13 protein-coding genes are annotated in these 14,730 nt (G+C 72.1%); 6 read left to right on the top strand and 7 right to left on the bottom strand.

The window, feature by feature from the left end; translation table 11 throughout:
• The first annotated feature begins 1,567 nt into the window (after positions 1–1,567).
• The 4 genes from ACFXKZ_RS52095 (at position 1,568) to ACFXKZ_RS52110 (ending at position 6,515) form a co-directional block, all read left to right on the top strand.
• Positions 1,568–3,004: a GuaB1 family IMP dehydrogenase-related protein gene (locus ACFXKZ_RS52095; RefSeq protein WP_380015553.1), complete on the top strand. Its 1,437-nt coding sequence runs from the start codon at positions 1,568–1,570 to the stop codon at positions 3,002–3,004.
• Positions 3,005–3,094: 90 nt separating this feature from the next.
• Entirely contained in the window at positions 3,095–3,640 is a 546-nt protein-coding gene (locus ACFXKZ_RS52100) for a GNAT family N-acetyltransferase (protein ID WP_380015556.1), read from the top strand.
• Positions 3,641–3,687: 47 nt separating this feature from the next.
• Positions 3,688–5,010 (top strand): nucleotidyl transferase AbiEii/AbiGii toxin family protein, encoded by a 1,323-nt coding sequence (locus ACFXKZ_RS52105; protein ID WP_380015559.1) that lies wholly within the window; start codon positions 3,688–3,690, stop codon positions 5,008–5,010.
• A 155-nt stretch (positions 5,011–5,165) separates the two neighbouring features.
• Entirely contained in the window at positions 5,166–6,515 is a 1,350-nt protein-coding gene (locus tag ACFXKZ_RS52110) for a hypothetical protein (protein ID WP_380015562.1), read from the top strand.
• 91 nt (positions 6,516–6,606) lie between these two features.
• On the opposite strand, the gene ACFXKZ_RS52115 is transcribed toward ACFXKZ_RS52110, so the two are convergent.
• Positions 6,607–6,894: a hypothetical protein gene (locus tag ACFXKZ_RS52115; protein WP_380015565.1), complete on the bottom strand. Its 288-nt coding sequence runs from the start codon at positions 6,892–6,894 to the stop codon at positions 6,607–6,609.
• A 290-nt stretch (positions 6,895–7,184) separates the two neighbouring features.
• Here ACFXKZ_RS52115 and ACFXKZ_RS52120 point away from each other — a divergent pair, with 290 nt between their 5' ends.
• Positions 7,185–7,844, top strand: a complete 660-nt coding sequence (locus tag ACFXKZ_RS52120) for a hemerythrin domain-containing protein (protein WP_380015568.1) — start codon at positions 7,185–7,187, stop codon at positions 7,842–7,844.
• 153 nt (positions 7,845–7,997) lie between these two features.
• Here ACFXKZ_RS52120 and ACFXKZ_RS52125 read toward each other — a convergent pair whose 3' ends face one another.
• Together ACFXKZ_RS52125 and ACFXKZ_RS52130 are read right to left on the bottom strand one after the other, a co-directional pair.
• Entirely contained in the window at positions 7,998–8,603 is a 606-nt protein-coding gene (locus ACFXKZ_RS52125) for a short chain dehydrogenase (RefSeq protein WP_380015571.1), read from the bottom strand.
• Positions 8,604–8,706: 103 nt separating this feature from the next.
• Positions 8,707–9,534, bottom strand: a complete 828-nt coding sequence (locus ACFXKZ_RS52130) for a methyltransferase domain-containing protein (protein WP_380015574.1) — start codon at positions 9,532–9,534, stop codon at positions 8,707–8,709.
• Positions 9,535–9,562: 28 nt separating this feature from the next.
• Here ACFXKZ_RS52130 and ACFXKZ_RS52135 point away from each other — a divergent pair, with 28 nt between their 5' ends.
• A complete protein-coding gene (locus ACFXKZ_RS52135) occupies positions 9,563–10,012 on the top strand; it encodes a MerR family transcriptional regulator (RefSeq protein ID WP_380015577.1) in 450 nt (149 codons plus the stop codon).
• On the opposite strand, the gene ACFXKZ_RS52140 is transcribed toward ACFXKZ_RS52135, so the two are convergent.
• From ACFXKZ_RS52140 to ACFXKZ_RS52155, 4 genes are all read right to left on the bottom strand, one after another.
• Complete coding sequence (locus ACFXKZ_RS52140) at positions 10,002–10,742, bottom strand: SDR family NAD(P)-dependent oxidoreductase (RefSeq protein ID WP_380015580.1); 741 nt, start codon at positions 10,740–10,742, stop codon at positions 10,002–10,004. The genes ACFXKZ_RS52135 and ACFXKZ_RS52140 overlap by 11 nt on opposite strands.
• Before the next feature lie 146 nt (positions 10,743–10,888).
• A complete protein-coding gene (locus ACFXKZ_RS52145) occupies positions 10,889–11,830 on the bottom strand; it encodes an aldo/keto reductase (RefSeq protein ID WP_380015583.1) in 942 nt (313 codons plus the stop codon).
• Between the two features lie 536 nt (positions 11,831–12,366).
• Positions 12,367–13,125, bottom strand: a complete 759-nt coding sequence (locus ACFXKZ_RS52150; RefSeq protein WP_380015586.1) for an SDR family NAD(P)-dependent oxidoreductase — start codon at positions 13,123–13,125, stop codon at positions 12,367–12,369.
• Positions 13,122–14,513 (bottom strand): L-fuconate dehydratase, encoded by a 1,392-nt coding sequence (locus ACFXKZ_RS52155; RefSeq protein ID WP_380015589.1) that lies wholly within the window; start codon positions 14,511–14,513, stop codon positions 13,122–13,124. Before ACFXKZ_RS52155 ends, ACFXKZ_RS52150 begins: the two co-directional genes overlap by 4 nt.
• Positions 14,514–14,730 lie beyond the last annotated feature (217 nt).

Genomic DNA, 14,730 nt, shown 5'->3' on the forward strand with positions numbered 1-14,730 from the left:
GGTCGGGTTCGCCGGGCGTGCGTTCCCGAATGGGCCGGGTTCTTCCGGCGCGCGTTGCGCTTGTGGTTGCGGGTGGCTGGTGCGGGGCTGGTCAGAGTCGGTGATGAACCGCCGCCGGCGTGCGGGGCTCCAAGACCCGAAGCTCCCGACGAGGCGGGTGCGTTGCTCACCGAAAACCGGCCGGCAGCGAGGGAGTGGGTCGGTGGTTGGGTCGAGTCTGCCGAGGGGCCATCCGGGGTGGGTTGGTGCGTTTTGGTGGTGTTGGGGGAGGGGTTGGGGTTCGGAACCGGATCTCGGTGGGTGGTTGTGGGCCCCGGGTTTCTGTGACCTGCGGTTTTGTGGGGTCGGGGTGGAAAGTCGGGTGTCGAGTGCCGGTTTCGTGTTCTTCGGCCTCGTCAGCGCGAGTATGGAGCCCGAATGTGCCTGGTCGGAGTCGGCTGCGGGCGCTGCGACGTCGCGGACGTCGTCGAGGGGACCGAAAGTGCCCAGTGAGGGTCGAAACCGGATCCCGAGGCGCCCTAAACGCTCTCTTCTTCGCGCTGACCTGCGGTTTTCCCTCACGCGGAGGCCACGGCACCCCACGCCGTCCGGTTTTGTGAACCCTTGTCACCCACACGCCGACCACACGCCGGAAACGCCCGGCCCACCCGGGAAGGCTCCCCGGCAGACTCGACCCGAGCCCCCTCCTGCCCGCCGCTGCCGGCCGGTTTTCGCCGAGCAACGCACCCGCCTCGTCGGGAACGCCTCCGTCTCGGAGCCCCGCAGGCCGGCGGCGGCCCACCACCGACTCAGACCGGCCCCGTACCAGCCACCCGCACCCCAAGGCGCAACGCGCGCCGAAAGACACCCGGCCCACTCAAGAACGCACGCCCGGCGAACCCAACCCGAGCGCCCTCCCCGCCCGCCGCTGCTGGTCGCTTTTTCGCCGACCGACACGTCCGCCTCGCCGGCAGCCCCGAGTCTCGGAGCCCCGCACGCCGGCGGCGGCCCACCACCGACTCGGACCAACCCCGCACCGGCTCACGCAACGACAAGCGCAACCACGGCTGGAATCGCCCGACTCACTCGGGAAGGCTCCCCGGAGGACTCGACCCGAGCCCCCTCCTGCCCGCCGCCGCTGGCCGGTTTTCGCCGAGCAACGCACCCGCCTCGTCGGGAACGCCTCCGTCTCGAAGCCCCGCACGCCGGCGGCGGCCCACCACCGACTCAGACCCGCCCCGCACCAGCCACCCGCAACCCAAAGCGCAACGCACGCCGAAAGCGCCCGGCCTCTCGGAAAGGCTCCGCAACACACTCGACCCGAGCCCCTTCTCGCCCGCCGCTGCCGGCCGGTTTCGCCGACCAACGCGCCCGTCTCGTCGGGAATCCTCCGTCTCGGAGCCCCGCACGCCGCCGGCAGCGGCCACCCCGCCGAGTCGGACCAGCCCCGCCCCAGGCGGCCCCGCAGCCAAAAACTCAACCCCCCCGCCCCCACGCCCCCTCGTCCCCCACCCCCAACCCCCCAGTGGCCAACGGCAGTCCGTCACGAAGATCGATATCCGCCGTCGGGGTGGGTACGTTCCGCGGCATGAGATTTCTCCACGATCAGGTTCCGCCCCATGACCTCACCTACAGTGACGTCTTCCTCGTTCCGTCGCGATCCGGTGTGGGGTCGCGGCTCGATGTGGACCTGACCACCTCCGATGGGACCGGGACCACCATCCCCGTGGTGGTGGCCAATATGACCGCTGTGGCCGGGCGGCGGATGGCCGAGACCATTGCGCGGCGGGGTGGGCTCGCGGTGATTCCCCAGGACATCCCGGTCGATGTGGTCGCCGAGGTGACCGCCTGGGTCAAGCAACGTCACCTCGTGTACGACACCCCCATCACGATGTCGCCCACCGACACCGTCGGCGAGGCGATGAACCTGCTTCCCAAGCGGGCGCACGGGGCGGTCGTGGTGACCGAGGGTGGTCGACCGGTGGGGATCGTGGCCGAGGCGGACTGCCTGGGGGTGGACCGCTTCGCGCAGCTCGCGCGGGTGATGTCCACCGAACTGCTCACACTGCCCGACGGGGTCGATCCGCGCGAGGCGTTCGACCGACTGCACGAGGGCCGGCACAAGCTCGCGCCGATCGTGGACGCCGACGGCCGACTGGTCGCCGTACTCACCCGCACCGGCGCGCTGCGCTCGACGTTGTACACGCCAGCCGTGGACGCCGCGGGCCGGCTGCGGGTGGCCGCCGCGATCGGCATCACCAACGACGTGGCGCACAAGGCGGCGAGCCTGATCGAGGCGGGCGTGGACACACTGGTCCTGGACACCGCGCACGGTCACCAGGAGCAGATGCTCAAGGCGCTGCGCGCGGTACGGGCGCTCGACCCGCCCGTACCGATCGTCGCGGGCAACGTGGTCACCGTGGCGGGCGTGCGCGACCTGATCGACGCGGGCGCCGACATCGTCAAGGTCGGCGTCGGTCCCGGCGCGATGTGTACCACGCGGATGATGACCGGCGTCGGCCGCCCGCAGTTCTCCGCCGTCGCCGAATGTGCCGCCGAGGCGGCGCGGTCGGGGCGACACGTGTGGGCCGACGGCGGCGTTCGGTACCCGCGCGACGTGGCCCTTGCGCTGGCCGCCGGGGCCTCGAACGTGATGGTCGGCTCGTGGTTCGCGGCCACCTACGAATCACCCGGGGACGCGTACCGCGACGGCGAGGGCCGGCTGTACAAGGAGAGCTTCGGGATGGCCTCGGCCCGCGCGGTCCGACTGCGCACCGCCACCGAATCCGCCTTCGACCGGGCCCGCAAGGCGCTGTTCGAGGAGGGCATCTCGTCCTCGCGGATGTACCTGGACCCGGTCCGCCCGGGCGTCGAGGACCTGATGGACTCGATCGGCGCGGGCGTGCGCAGCGCCTGCACCTACGCGGGCGCCCGCAACCTCGCCGAGTTCCACGAGCGCGCGATCCTGGGCGTGCAGAGCCCGGCGGGTTACGCGGAGGGCAAACCGCTGCCCGAGAGCTGGTGAGCCGTCGGCGGCGCGAACCTCCGCCCCGGGAGCGCGCCGCCGAGGCACCCTCCGTACGAAACGGATTGACGGCCGGGTGACACTCTTGTCATGACGCACGCCACCCGCACCGGAACCTGGACGATCGTGCCCACCCCGGTCGACTCGCCCGAGGCACTCGCGCTGCATCGCGAGTACTACGTCGAGGTCAGCGACCGCTACTACCGGTTGCACGAGGGCCGCGACTCCACCCCCGCCGAGATCGAGGCGGGCCTCGCCGAGACCACGCACGACGATCTCGTGCCGCCCGCCGGGGTGTTCCTGGTCGGCCGGTACGGCGACGAACCGGCTGCCTGCGCCGGAGTGCGGCTGCGCGCCGACGGCGCCGCCGAACTCACGCGCGTCTTCGTCCGCCCCGACGTGCGCGGCACCGGCGGCGGCCGGCGCCTGATGGCCGCCGTGGACGACGCCGCGCGGGCGTTGGGCGCCGAACGCATCATGCTCGACACCCGGCTGGATCTGATCGAGGCGCGCACCCTGTACACCAGGACCGGCTACGTCGAGGTGCCGGCGCACAACAATTGCCAATACGCGGAGATCTGGTACGCCAAGGACCTCACCGCCGACGGCGCGCCGGAGCCGGCCGATCCGGCCTGAGCACACGGACGGGAGCGCGGCGGCGGAGACGACGAGGGGGAGCGGGCATGACCGGCGACCAGGACGACAACTGGTACAACCTCGGGTGGGGGCCGTGGGACGAGAGGTTGGCGATCCCGCAGGGGCCGCCGAGCGATCAGGACCGTGAGCAACAGGAGTTGCCCCGCACACTGCTGGCGGCGACCGGCCCCGGGGTGGTGCAACGCGCCGTATTCGACCCGGCGTTGAAGCAGTACGCCAGCGCGATGCGGGCCGGGGAGCCGCAGTTCGGTGCGCCCGAGGCCGCCGAGCGCTGGCACACCGCGCGCCGCCGCGCGATCGACCACGTGCTCGCCGCGATCGCGGAGTCCCGGTGGGCCCAACACCTGGTGCTGCGCGGGAGCATGCTGCTCCGAGCCTGGTACGGCGACGCCGCCCGGGAGCCGGGCGACCTGGACTTCGTCGTGGTCCCGGCCACCTGGGAACTGGCCGAGCCGCGCACGGAGCGGATGTTGGCCGGGATCGGGCGCGCCGCCGAGGCGCACGCACGCGCGGCGGGCGAGGTGCGGATCGACGCGGCCGGCGCGGTCGACGACGAGATCTGGACCTACGACCGCGTCCCCGGCCGACGGCTGGTGTTGCCCTGGCAGGCCGACGGACTGCCGTCCGGGACGGTGCAACTCGACTTCGTCTTCTCCGAGACGCTGCCCTCGCCGGCCGCGTACACCGAGGTGCCCCGGCACGACGGCATGGGCGGGCATCGGCTCCTGGCCGCCACCCGCGAGCAGTCCCTGGCCTGGAAGTTGTTGTGGCTGATCGCCGACGCCTACCCGCAGGGCAAGGACCTGTACGACGCGGTCCTGCTCGCCGAGTCGACGCCGCTGCGCGCCGAACTGCTGCACGCCACCCTGGTCGCGGCGGAACCGCACTGGGCCGGCCGGCGGGTGGGGCGTAGCGCGCTGGTCGACCAAGACCCCGACTGGAGCGAGTTCGCCAAGGAATACCCGCATCTCGGCGGCTCGACCGAGGAGTTCATGGAGCGCCTGCTCACCGCGCTGGCTCCGGTCTTCGCCGAGGAGGCGGGCGGGCCGGCCGTCGACGGCTACACCTGGCGACTGCGGTGGCTCGCGCCGCTGCTCCCGGACGGGCGGCGCGAGGCGGCACACGGCGGGATGCCGGCGCTGGCGGGGTGGCTGCGCAGCCGCGCCCTCGGCCTGACCGAGAGCATCGTGGTGATCCGCGAGGTGGTCGGCCCCGAGCGCTGTACACCGGAACAGGCGGCGGCCGCGTATGTGGCGGAACTGCCGTACGGATCGAGCCAACTCGGCTACTACGAGCGTAATCCGGATGTTGTGCGCAACGCGTTGGAGGCGCTGCGGGAAGAGGTCTGACCGGCCGAGCATCCCCCGACCGCCCGCCCGACCGCCCGACCGCCCGACCGCCCGATCGACCGCCCGACCGCCCGACCGCCCGATCGACCGCCCGACCGCCCGACCGCCCGACCGATCGTCGAATCGCTCGGATCACCGTTCAGGAAGGACCATCGGTGAGCACCATCGACCCGTCCGTGGTCAAGGCCGTCTTCACGCTGGCGGATGCCGCCATCGTGCCCGTGCTCGTGGACCGGCTCGGGGAAGAACTCGGCGCGGCATTGCGCTCGTTGCCCAGTGTGCCCGGGCCGTTGGCCGACGCGGTCCGGGCCGGGGGCGATCCGGTGCTGGTCGAGGCCGTCGAGGCCGTCGAGGCGCGCGCGGACCGGTCGGATTCGGCCGCCGTGCGCCCGTTCGCGCCGGCGGGCTTCGCCGTCCAGGCCGCCCCATCCATCCCCACCCCCGCCGACGCCGGGTCGCACGACCCCGCGCCGCACGATCCCGTCGCCCGGGCCGCCCGGGCCGCCCGGACCGACCTCACCGCCGAGGAACTGGACGCGCTCCTCGACCTGGACGACCCGCTCGTCGACGCCCGCCTGTTCGCCGGACCGGTCCTGGACCGCACGGAACGCGCCCGGCTGCTCGCGGGTGTGCGCCGCGACGGTACGGTCGGTCCGGTGCCCACGGCGCTCACCGATCTGCTGTGGGCGGCCGAACTGGGCCGCTGCGCCCGGTGGCTCGCCGCCGGGATGGCCTCGGGCGACGCCGAGGTGGCCCGGATCGTGGTCAACCGCCTGCCGCTGCGCACCGAGGCGGGCCGACTGCGGCTGATCCTCGGGGTATGGGCGCGGCACGGCCGGGACGAGGTGCGCCGGGTGCTTGCCGAGGCCCACTTCCCGGCCGAGGCGCGGGCCGAGATCGAGGAGGCCCTGGGTCGCCACGACGGCCGCGCCGTCCTCGACGCGCGCTTGGCCGAGTCGGAAGTCCCGGAGCACATCGTGGAGTTCCTGTGCGCGGGCGACGACTCCGAGCAGCCCGACCGGGTCGACGGGATCCTCGACGACGGCGGCACGATCCCGTGGCCGGAGCTGATCCGGGCGCACCGAACCACCTCGCTGCCCGCCGCGCTGCATGCACGACTGGCCGAACTGCCGGACTGCCCCAACGAGTTGCTGATCGCGCTGTTGGCCGAAGGATTGCCGCAGTCGAGCCGCGACGACCGACCGTGGCTGCACGCGGCACTGGCCGCCGGCCGGCTGACGGGCGCCGACGTACTGGACCACGCCCGCCCGGCGGCGGTGGCGTTGTCGATCCTCGCCGGCACCGACGGACGTACCTCCCCGGACCGTTGGGCGTCGGGCGCGCCACGTGCCCGAGCGTACCTGCTGGCCGACCGCCATCTGGGGACGGACGTGGAGGCGTGGATCGTCGCGCTGCGGCTGTTCCCGGACTTCACCGGCACCATCCCGGAACTCCTGGCCACCGCAGGCGCGGTGACGGGGGATCGGGCGGGGGCGGTTGGCTGACCGACGGCCGGGCCCGGATCAGGTGGGTTCGCCGACCGCCCACCGCCCCACCCAGACCCAGACCGCCCACCGGCGTCCGGCCCGGATCATCTCACCGACCCGAGGAGTTCCCGGCAGAGACGGCCGTCGGCTCGCCGTCCGGCTCCTCCCGATCCCGCTCCGCTTCCGTCTCGGCGCCGAGCAGGACCAGCTGCTCGTGCCCGTCGAGCAGGTCGTGCGCCCGCTCGGCGGCGGGCGTCCAGGACCCCCGGCAGGAGATCGGCGCGTCGCCGGCCCGCACGTGTCCGGGATCGTCGTGCCGCCAGACCGCGTGCGTCTCGGTCACCGCGACCCGACGCCCGCACACTCCGCAGGTGCCTCGTGGGCGGTGTGTGTTCATCCCCCCATGATGTCCGACAGGACGGACACCACCCGCCCCGACCGATGCGGCCCACCGCCTCGACAGGCCCACCCACCCCGTCCGAGGCCCCGGAAAAATATCCGGCCGCGATCGGTCACATTCCCCGATTTGCATCCGTCAGTGAGGTGTCGGGCGGCAACGAGCCGCCGACCACGAGCCGACGACAACGAGCCGATCGGACCGGCGACGGCACCCGGCGGCAACGCCGTGGGACCGCGCATCGCCGCGCGCCGCAGCCGAGGTCGGCAGATCGCGAATCGGAGCACAGCATGACCGGCAAGTCCTTCAAGAACGATATGTCGATGATGTTCATCTTCCACGATGCGCTTCGTCGCCAACTGGAACAGATCGCGCGGATCACCGCCGAGGCCACGGACGATCCCCGGGTGATCCTCCAGGCGTCGGTCGGCTGGGAGCTGTTCAAGCGGTACCTGCACGTACACCACGGCGCCGAGGACGACGTGTTGTGGCCCACGATCCGGTTGGCCACCCAGAACCTGCCGAACCAGCTCGCGGTGATCGACGCGATGGAGGCGGAGCACGCGATCGTCGACCCCGGCCTGAACGCCGTCGACGCCGCGCTGGCGGACCGTGAGGGCGGCCCGGAACGCCTGGCGATGATCGTCGAGCGCCTGGTAGGCGGCCTCGGCGGGCACCTCACGCACGAGGAGGACGAGGCCCTGGCGATCGTCGACGAGCACTGCACACCCGAACTGCTTCAGCGATTCGGCGCCGAGCACCAGGTACGGATCGGGCCGGGCACCCCCGAATACCTTCCCTGGCTCCTCCAGGGCGCGAGCGACGAACACATCGCGATCGCCCTCGGCGTGCTGCCCGAACCGGTCCGCGCCGCCTACCACGCCGAGTGGAAGCCGGCCTACGCCGCCCGCGACATCTGGGGCCCGCAGAACGGCTCCACCGCCGCATGACCCACACCCCGCACCGGTGCCGCAGCCCCCCCGAGGCCCATACCGCCCCGGCCGGGTGCGGTTCCGGATCACGGCGGTGATCCGGACCCCTCCGGCGAGGCCGGTACAGCCACCCCGACGGTCCCCGGACCGTCGTACACACCATGCCGTCGGCTACCAGCCCACGCGGAACGTCTGCCCCGTCTGCACGCCCTCGATCGAGCGTCGGTAGGCGAGCGCGGCGGCGGACACGTCGACCGGCGGAAAACCGGGGAAGATCGCGTCGTATGCCTCGGCGGATTCGGTGAACACCGTCGGGCTGACCGAGTTGATCCGCAACCCGCGCGGGAGTTCGACGGCCGCCCCCCGGACGAACGCGTCGACGCCGCCGTTGGCCATCGAGGACATCGATCCGGTGCGGACCGGCTCGCCCGCCAGGATGCCGGTGATCAGCGTGAACGAGCCGTTGTCCGCGACCGCGTCGAGCCCGCGGCGGACCAGTTCGACCTGTCCGAGCAGCTTGTCCAGCGCCGCGCTCACGGTGTCCTCCCGTGAGAGGTCGCCGATCTCCTTGAACGGCACACTGCCGGCGGTACAGGCGACCGCGTCGACGCGGCCGACCCGTTCGTACATCGCCGCGATCGACGCCGGGTCGGTGATGTCCACCGCCACGTCGGTGCGCCCCGTCCGCGACGCGGTGACCACGTCGTGTCGAGTGGCGAGCAATGTGGTGACTGCGGCACCGAGAGTGCCGGTGGCACCGACCACGAGGACCTTCACGACGACCTCCGACGAGGGATACGAACGAATACCGCTGTGATCCTCGCCGGTTCGTCGGGGATGGGCAAACGACGGATACGACCGGGCCCGGGTTCGCGAGGGTTCAGGGACGGGTGCCGGCCGCGACGAACATCGGCACGGCCACGAACGAGCGGTCCGCTTCCGCGCGTTCGTGTTGGTCGGCGATCCAGGCGCGGCACCGGTCGGCGGTGATCGTGCCGTTCGCCCGAGCCGATTCGGCCAGGCCGACAAGCAGTGGGAGCAGGGAACCGTCCACCACCACCCATGTGTCCGCCTCGACCCGGACGTCCCGGAAACCCGCGTCGAGCAGCAGCGCCCGGTAGCGGCGGGCGGTACGCGGGCCGGGGACACGGTCGGCGCGGGCGTGTACCAGGGTCCGGCTGAGCGCCGGGTCGGCGGAGTCGACGAGGATGGTGTCCCAGTCCTGCCCGGTCAGTACGATCCGCCCGCCCGGTCGCAATACCCGTCGGGCTTCGGCCACCACCGCCTCCGGGTCGGCCGATTCGTGCAGGACCTTGTCCGCGCGGTAGCCGCCGAACGCCCCGTCCGCGAAGGGCGGCGCGTGGGCGTCGCCGCGCCGGAACTCGCCGGTCGGGTATCGGAGTTCGGCCGCCGCCAGCATCCGGGGATCGAGGTCCAGGCCGACCGCCCGTACCCCGCGCGCGGCCAATTCGGCGACCGCGAGGCCGGCGCCGCAGCCGACGTCCAGGACCGGCCCGGACGAGGCGGCCCCGTCGCCACCGCCGCCGGCTTCGGCGAGCAACGCATAGGTACGGGCACGCAGTCGCACCGCCTCGGGCCGCGCGTCCACGGCGTCGAGGCGGGCGAGGAGGGCGAGGAGGGCGTGGTCGGGCTCGGTGGTCGGTGCATCGGGGCGGGCGTCGGAGCCCGACCGGTTCGTACTGGTCATGCCGACCACCGTGCGACTTAATGACGACATGAAGTCAACCCCCGATCCCGGACCGACCCTCGCCATCGGCGACACGGCCGCGCGCTTCGGACTCGCCGCACACGTACTGCGCCACTGGGAACACGTCGGCCTGCTCCGCCCCGACCGCGACGCAGCAGGCCGCCGCCGCTACGGCGAGGCCGACGCCGAACGGATCGCCGTCATCCTGCGCGCCAAGGAGGCCGGCCTGCCCCTGGACGACATCGCGGCCCTGCTCGCCGACGCCGACCCGCACGCCCGTCGAACCACCCTGCGCCGGCGGCAGGCCGCCTTGGCAGCGGAACTCGCCCGCACCCGCACCGCGTTGGATCTGGTCACGTGCGCCCTGTCCTGCACCCACGACGACCTGACCCACTGCCCGCACTTCCGGGACGCACTCACCGACGCCGGCCCGGGTGCGGCCCGGGCCGGCTGTCACGAGGCATCGCTCAGATGTTGAACCCCCCGTCCACTTCGATCGCGGTGCCGGTGACGTAGTCGCCGCCCGGACCGGCCAGGTACACGACGGTGCGGGCTATCTCGTCCGTGGACGCGAAGCGCCCGAGCGCGGTGTGGCCGCGCACGCCCTCGGCGTTCGGGCCGTCGGCGGGGTTGAGGTCGGTGTCGGTCGGGCCGGGCTGGATCACATTGACCGTGATACCGCGCGGACCCAGGTCCCGGGCCAGGCCCTTGGTCATGCCGACCACCGCGGCCTTGCTCAGCGTGTACAGGGTGAAGCCCGGGAAGGGGGTGCGCCCGGCGACGTTGCTGCCGATGGTGATGATCCGGCCGCCGTCGACCATGTGTCCGGCCGCCGCACGCGAAGCCAGGTACGGGGCACTCACGTTGGCCGCGAGCGTCTCGTTCAGCTCGGCCGCGCCCAACTCCTCGATCGGGCCGAGCCGGAACACCGCCGCGTTGTTCAGCAGGATGTCCAACCGGCCGAACGTGGCGGCCGTCTCGTCCACGGCCGCGACCACCGCGTCCGTGTCCACGCCGTCGGCGCGGATCGCCAACGCCCGCCGTCCCAGCGCCTTCACCTGCTCCACCACACCGGCCGCCGCGTCGACGTCGGACCGGTAGGTGAACGCCACGTCGGCCCCGTGTGCGGCCAGCGCCCGCACCGACGCGGCTCCGATGCCTCGGCTGCCACCGGTGACCAACGCGATTTTTCCTTGGATCTCGTTCATGTCCCCAAGCCTGGCCGACCCCCCTCCGCGGAGCCGGCGGAAAACCGCCCTGGCATTTCGCCTGCGACGACCGGCGTCAGACGTGTTTGATCATGCCCCCGGGGACGATCCGGTGCGTACGTACGTCGTCACCGACATCTCATCTCTCACAGGATGGCCAGTTCCTCCCACAGCTCGTCGGGGATGCGTTCGGCGGCGAGGGCGACGGTGTCCGTGATCTGGGCCGCGCTCCGGGCGCCGACCACGATGGTGGCCACCGCCGGGTGTGCCGCGACGAAGCGCAGGGCCGCGGCGCGCAGCGGTACGTCGTACGCCTCGCAGAGGTCGCGCAGCCGCAATGCCCGCGCCAGCAGCTCGGCGTCGGCGGGCGCGTAGTCGTACGTGGCGCCCGGGCGCGGGTTGGCGAGGAGGCCGCTGTTGTAGACGCCGGCGCCCAGGACGGAGACGCCTCGGCGGGCGCACAGGTCGAGCAGGTCGGCGCCGGTGCGGTCGAGGAGGGTGTAGCGGCCGGCGAGCATGACGCAGTCGAGGTCGGTCTCGGCCACGAACCTGGCGGGCATCGCGCTCTGGTTCATGCCGACGCCGATCGCGCCGATCACGCCTTGGGCGCGCAGTTCGGCGAGGGCGGGATACGCGGCGCCGACGGCCTCGGCCCAGTGCTCGTCCGGATCGTGGATCAGCACGATGTCGATCCGATCCAGCCCGAGCCGGTCCAGGCTCGTTTCGAGACTGCGCCGTACGCCGTCCGCCGAGTAGTCGCGTACTCGACGCCGCGTGGGCGTGTCGACGAACCCCTCCCCGGAGGTGGGCGCGTCGGGATCGTCCACGAGGAGCCGACCAACCTTGGTCGAAACGGTGAACTCACCACGCGGCCGGCCACGCAACGCGTCCCCGAGTCGGGACTCGGACAACCCGACGCCGTAATGCGGCGCGGTATCGAAGTACCGAACCCCGGCCTGCCAGGCGGCATCCACGACCGCACCGGCCGTCTCATCGTCGATCGGCGCGCCAAGATTCCCCAACGGCGCAGCCCCGAGCCCCACTTCACTCACCAACACATCGGTCCCACCAACCACACGCCACTTCACAACCATCACCTCCCACTCCAAAGGCCGCTCCCAATAACCCAACCCACCCACGCACCCCGACGCCCAAGCCGCCCCGCACACCTGCGCCGGGCGCCTCGCCTGGCTCCAGGGGCGAGCCAACCATTCCAGCGCGCCTGACGTCCGAGCCCAAACCGCCCCGCAGACCCGCGCCGGCCGAAGCCCAGTCCGCACACCTGCGCCGGGCACCTCGCCCAGCTCCGAGAGCGAGCCAACCATCTCAGCCTGTCCGGCGTTTGAGGACACACGCGGCCGCAGGCCCGTGCCGGGTGCCTCGCTTTGCGCCAAGGGCGAGCCAATGACTTCAGCCCGTCCGGCGTTTGAGGACAAGGCCGGCCGCGGGCCGGTGCCGGGCGCCTCGCCCAGCTCCGAGAGCGAGCCAATCAATCAGCCCGTCCGGCGTTTGAGGACACACGCGGCCGCAGGCCCCGCGCCGGGTGCCTCGCCTTGCGCCAGAGGCGAGCCAACCAATTCAGCCCGTCCGACGTTTGAGGACAACCCCCGACCACAGGCCGATTTCACGACGGCCGCAACCGCAAACCTTGCATACCGCCATCCACCGCCACCGCCGCCCCGGTGGTCGCGGAAGCGAGTGGGCTGGCCAACGTGCAGATCGCGTAGGCGACCTCCTCCGCACTGACCAACCGCCCCAGCGGCTGGCGGGCGTTGAGCGCAGCCCGCTCCCCGTCGGGGTCGGCCGCGGCGGACAACAACCGCCCCACCCACGGCGTGTCGGCCGTACCGGGATTGACGCAGTTGACCCGGATCCCCTCCCGCACGTGGTCGGCCGCCATCGCCAGCGTCAGCGCCTGTACCGCGCCCTTGGACGCCGAGTACAGCGCCCGCTGCGGCAACCCCGCCGTCGCCGCGATCGAGCACGTGTTGACGATGGCCGCATGCGCGGAAGCCCGCAGGTACGGCAGGCACGCGCGCGTGACCCGAACCAGGCCGAGCACGTTGACGTCCAGGACCCGGTGCCACTCCGCGTCGTCGTTGTCCGCGACGGTCCCCGCGGCGCCGATCCCGGCGTTGTTGACCAGGATGTCCAGCCCACCGAGCGCCACGCCGACCGCCTCGACGGCGCGGACCACCGACGCGTCGTCGGTGACGTCGGCGGTGTGGCCCGTGAGTTCGTCCGGCAGGCCGGTGAGGTCGCGATCCAGGACGGCGACGGCCGCCCCGCGCGCGGCAAGCAGGCGCGCGGTGGCCAGCCCGATGCCGGACGCGCCGCCCGTGACCAGGGCCCGCAGGCCGGCGAATTCCTGATGGGTGCTCACGAGGCGGCTCCGACATGGGTTTCGGCGAGTTCGGCCGCCCGGTCGGCGATCCAGAACAGGCCGTCCGGGTAGCGGTAGGTGTCGATCGACGCGGGGTGCATCGTCGCGGAGAAGCCGGGCTCGGTGGGCGCGCGGTAGGCCCCGCGCTCGATCACCACCGGGTCGACGAAGTGCTCGTGCAGGTGGTCGACGTACTCGATGACCCGGTCCTGGAGCGTGCCGCTGACCGCGACGTAGTCGAACATCGAGAGATGCCGGACCAGTTCGCACAGCCCCACCCCGCCCGCGTGCGGGCAGACCGGCACGCCGAACTTGGCGGCCAGCAGCAGGATGGCGATGTTCTCGTTGACCCCGCCGACCCGACACGCGTCGAGCTGCAGGAAGTCGATCGCCCCGGCCTGGAGCAACTGCTTGAACACGATCCGGTTCTGTACGTGTTCGCCGGTGGCGACCTTGACCGGCGCGATCGCGGCGCGGATCGCGGCGTGGCCGAGGACTTCGTCGGGACTGGTGGGTTCCTCGATCCAGTGCGGGTCGAACTCGGCGAGCCGGCTCATCCACGAGATCGCCTCCGCCACCTCCCAGCGCTGGTTGGCGTCCACCGCGATGCGGATGTCCGGCCCCACCGTCGCCCGGGCGATCCGCAACCGACGGACGTCGTCCTCGACGTCCGCGCCGACCTTCAGCTTGATCTGACCGAAGCCGTCGGCCACCGCCTCGCGACACAGCCGGGCGAGTTTGGCATCGTCGTAGCCCAGCCAGCCGGGCGACGTGGTGTAGGCGGGATAGCCCTGCGCCCGCAACGTCTCGACCCGCGCGGCCCGACCGGGCACGGCACGGTGCAGGATCTCCAGCGCCTCCTCGCGCGTGAGCGCGTCGCCCAGGTAGCGGAAGTCGACCAGATCGACGATCCGTTCCGGGCTCATCTCGGCCAGCAGCTGCCACAGCGGTTGCCCGGCGCGCTTGGCCTTGAGATCCCAGGCGGCGTTGACCACGGCCGAGATGGCCATGTGCATGACGCCCTTCTCCGGCCCGAGCCAACGCAGCTGGCTGTCGCCGATCAGGCTGCGCGAGAACTCGCCCAGATCGTCGAGGAGTTCATCGAGCGGCCGGCCGACCACATAGGGGCGCAGCGTCTCGATCGCGGCGACCTGCACATCGTTGCCACGCCCGATGGTGAACGCGAACCCGTGGCCCTCGTGCCCGTCGCCCGCGTCGGTGCGCAGGATCACGTACGCGGCCGAGTAGTCCGGGTCGGGGTTCATCGCATCGGAGCCGTCCAGTTCCCGCGAGGTGGGAAAGCGGATGTCCGCGGTGACGAGTTCGGTGACGCGGGGGACGGCGCCGGCGACCCGCCGGGGCGGATCATCGGAGTGGTGCGGGATCACGTGCGACTCCTCGGTTCTCGACCGTGCGACCCGATCGCCGAACACGGGAACGGGAATGCGCCCGAGCGGGGTGAAGGACGATCAGACATCCGATGTATACCCCGTTTCCGGTCGCTCGTCTACGATTCATCGGAGGACTGGCCGAGAAATGCCGGGTTTCCGGTGCAATTTTCCTTGAAGAGGTCTGATACATCGGGTTAATGATGCTCGCCGGGAG

The organism is Embleya sp. NPDC059237, assembly GCF_042754105.1.
GTDB lineage: Bacteria > Actinomycetota > Actinomycetes > Streptomycetales > Streptomycetaceae > Embleya.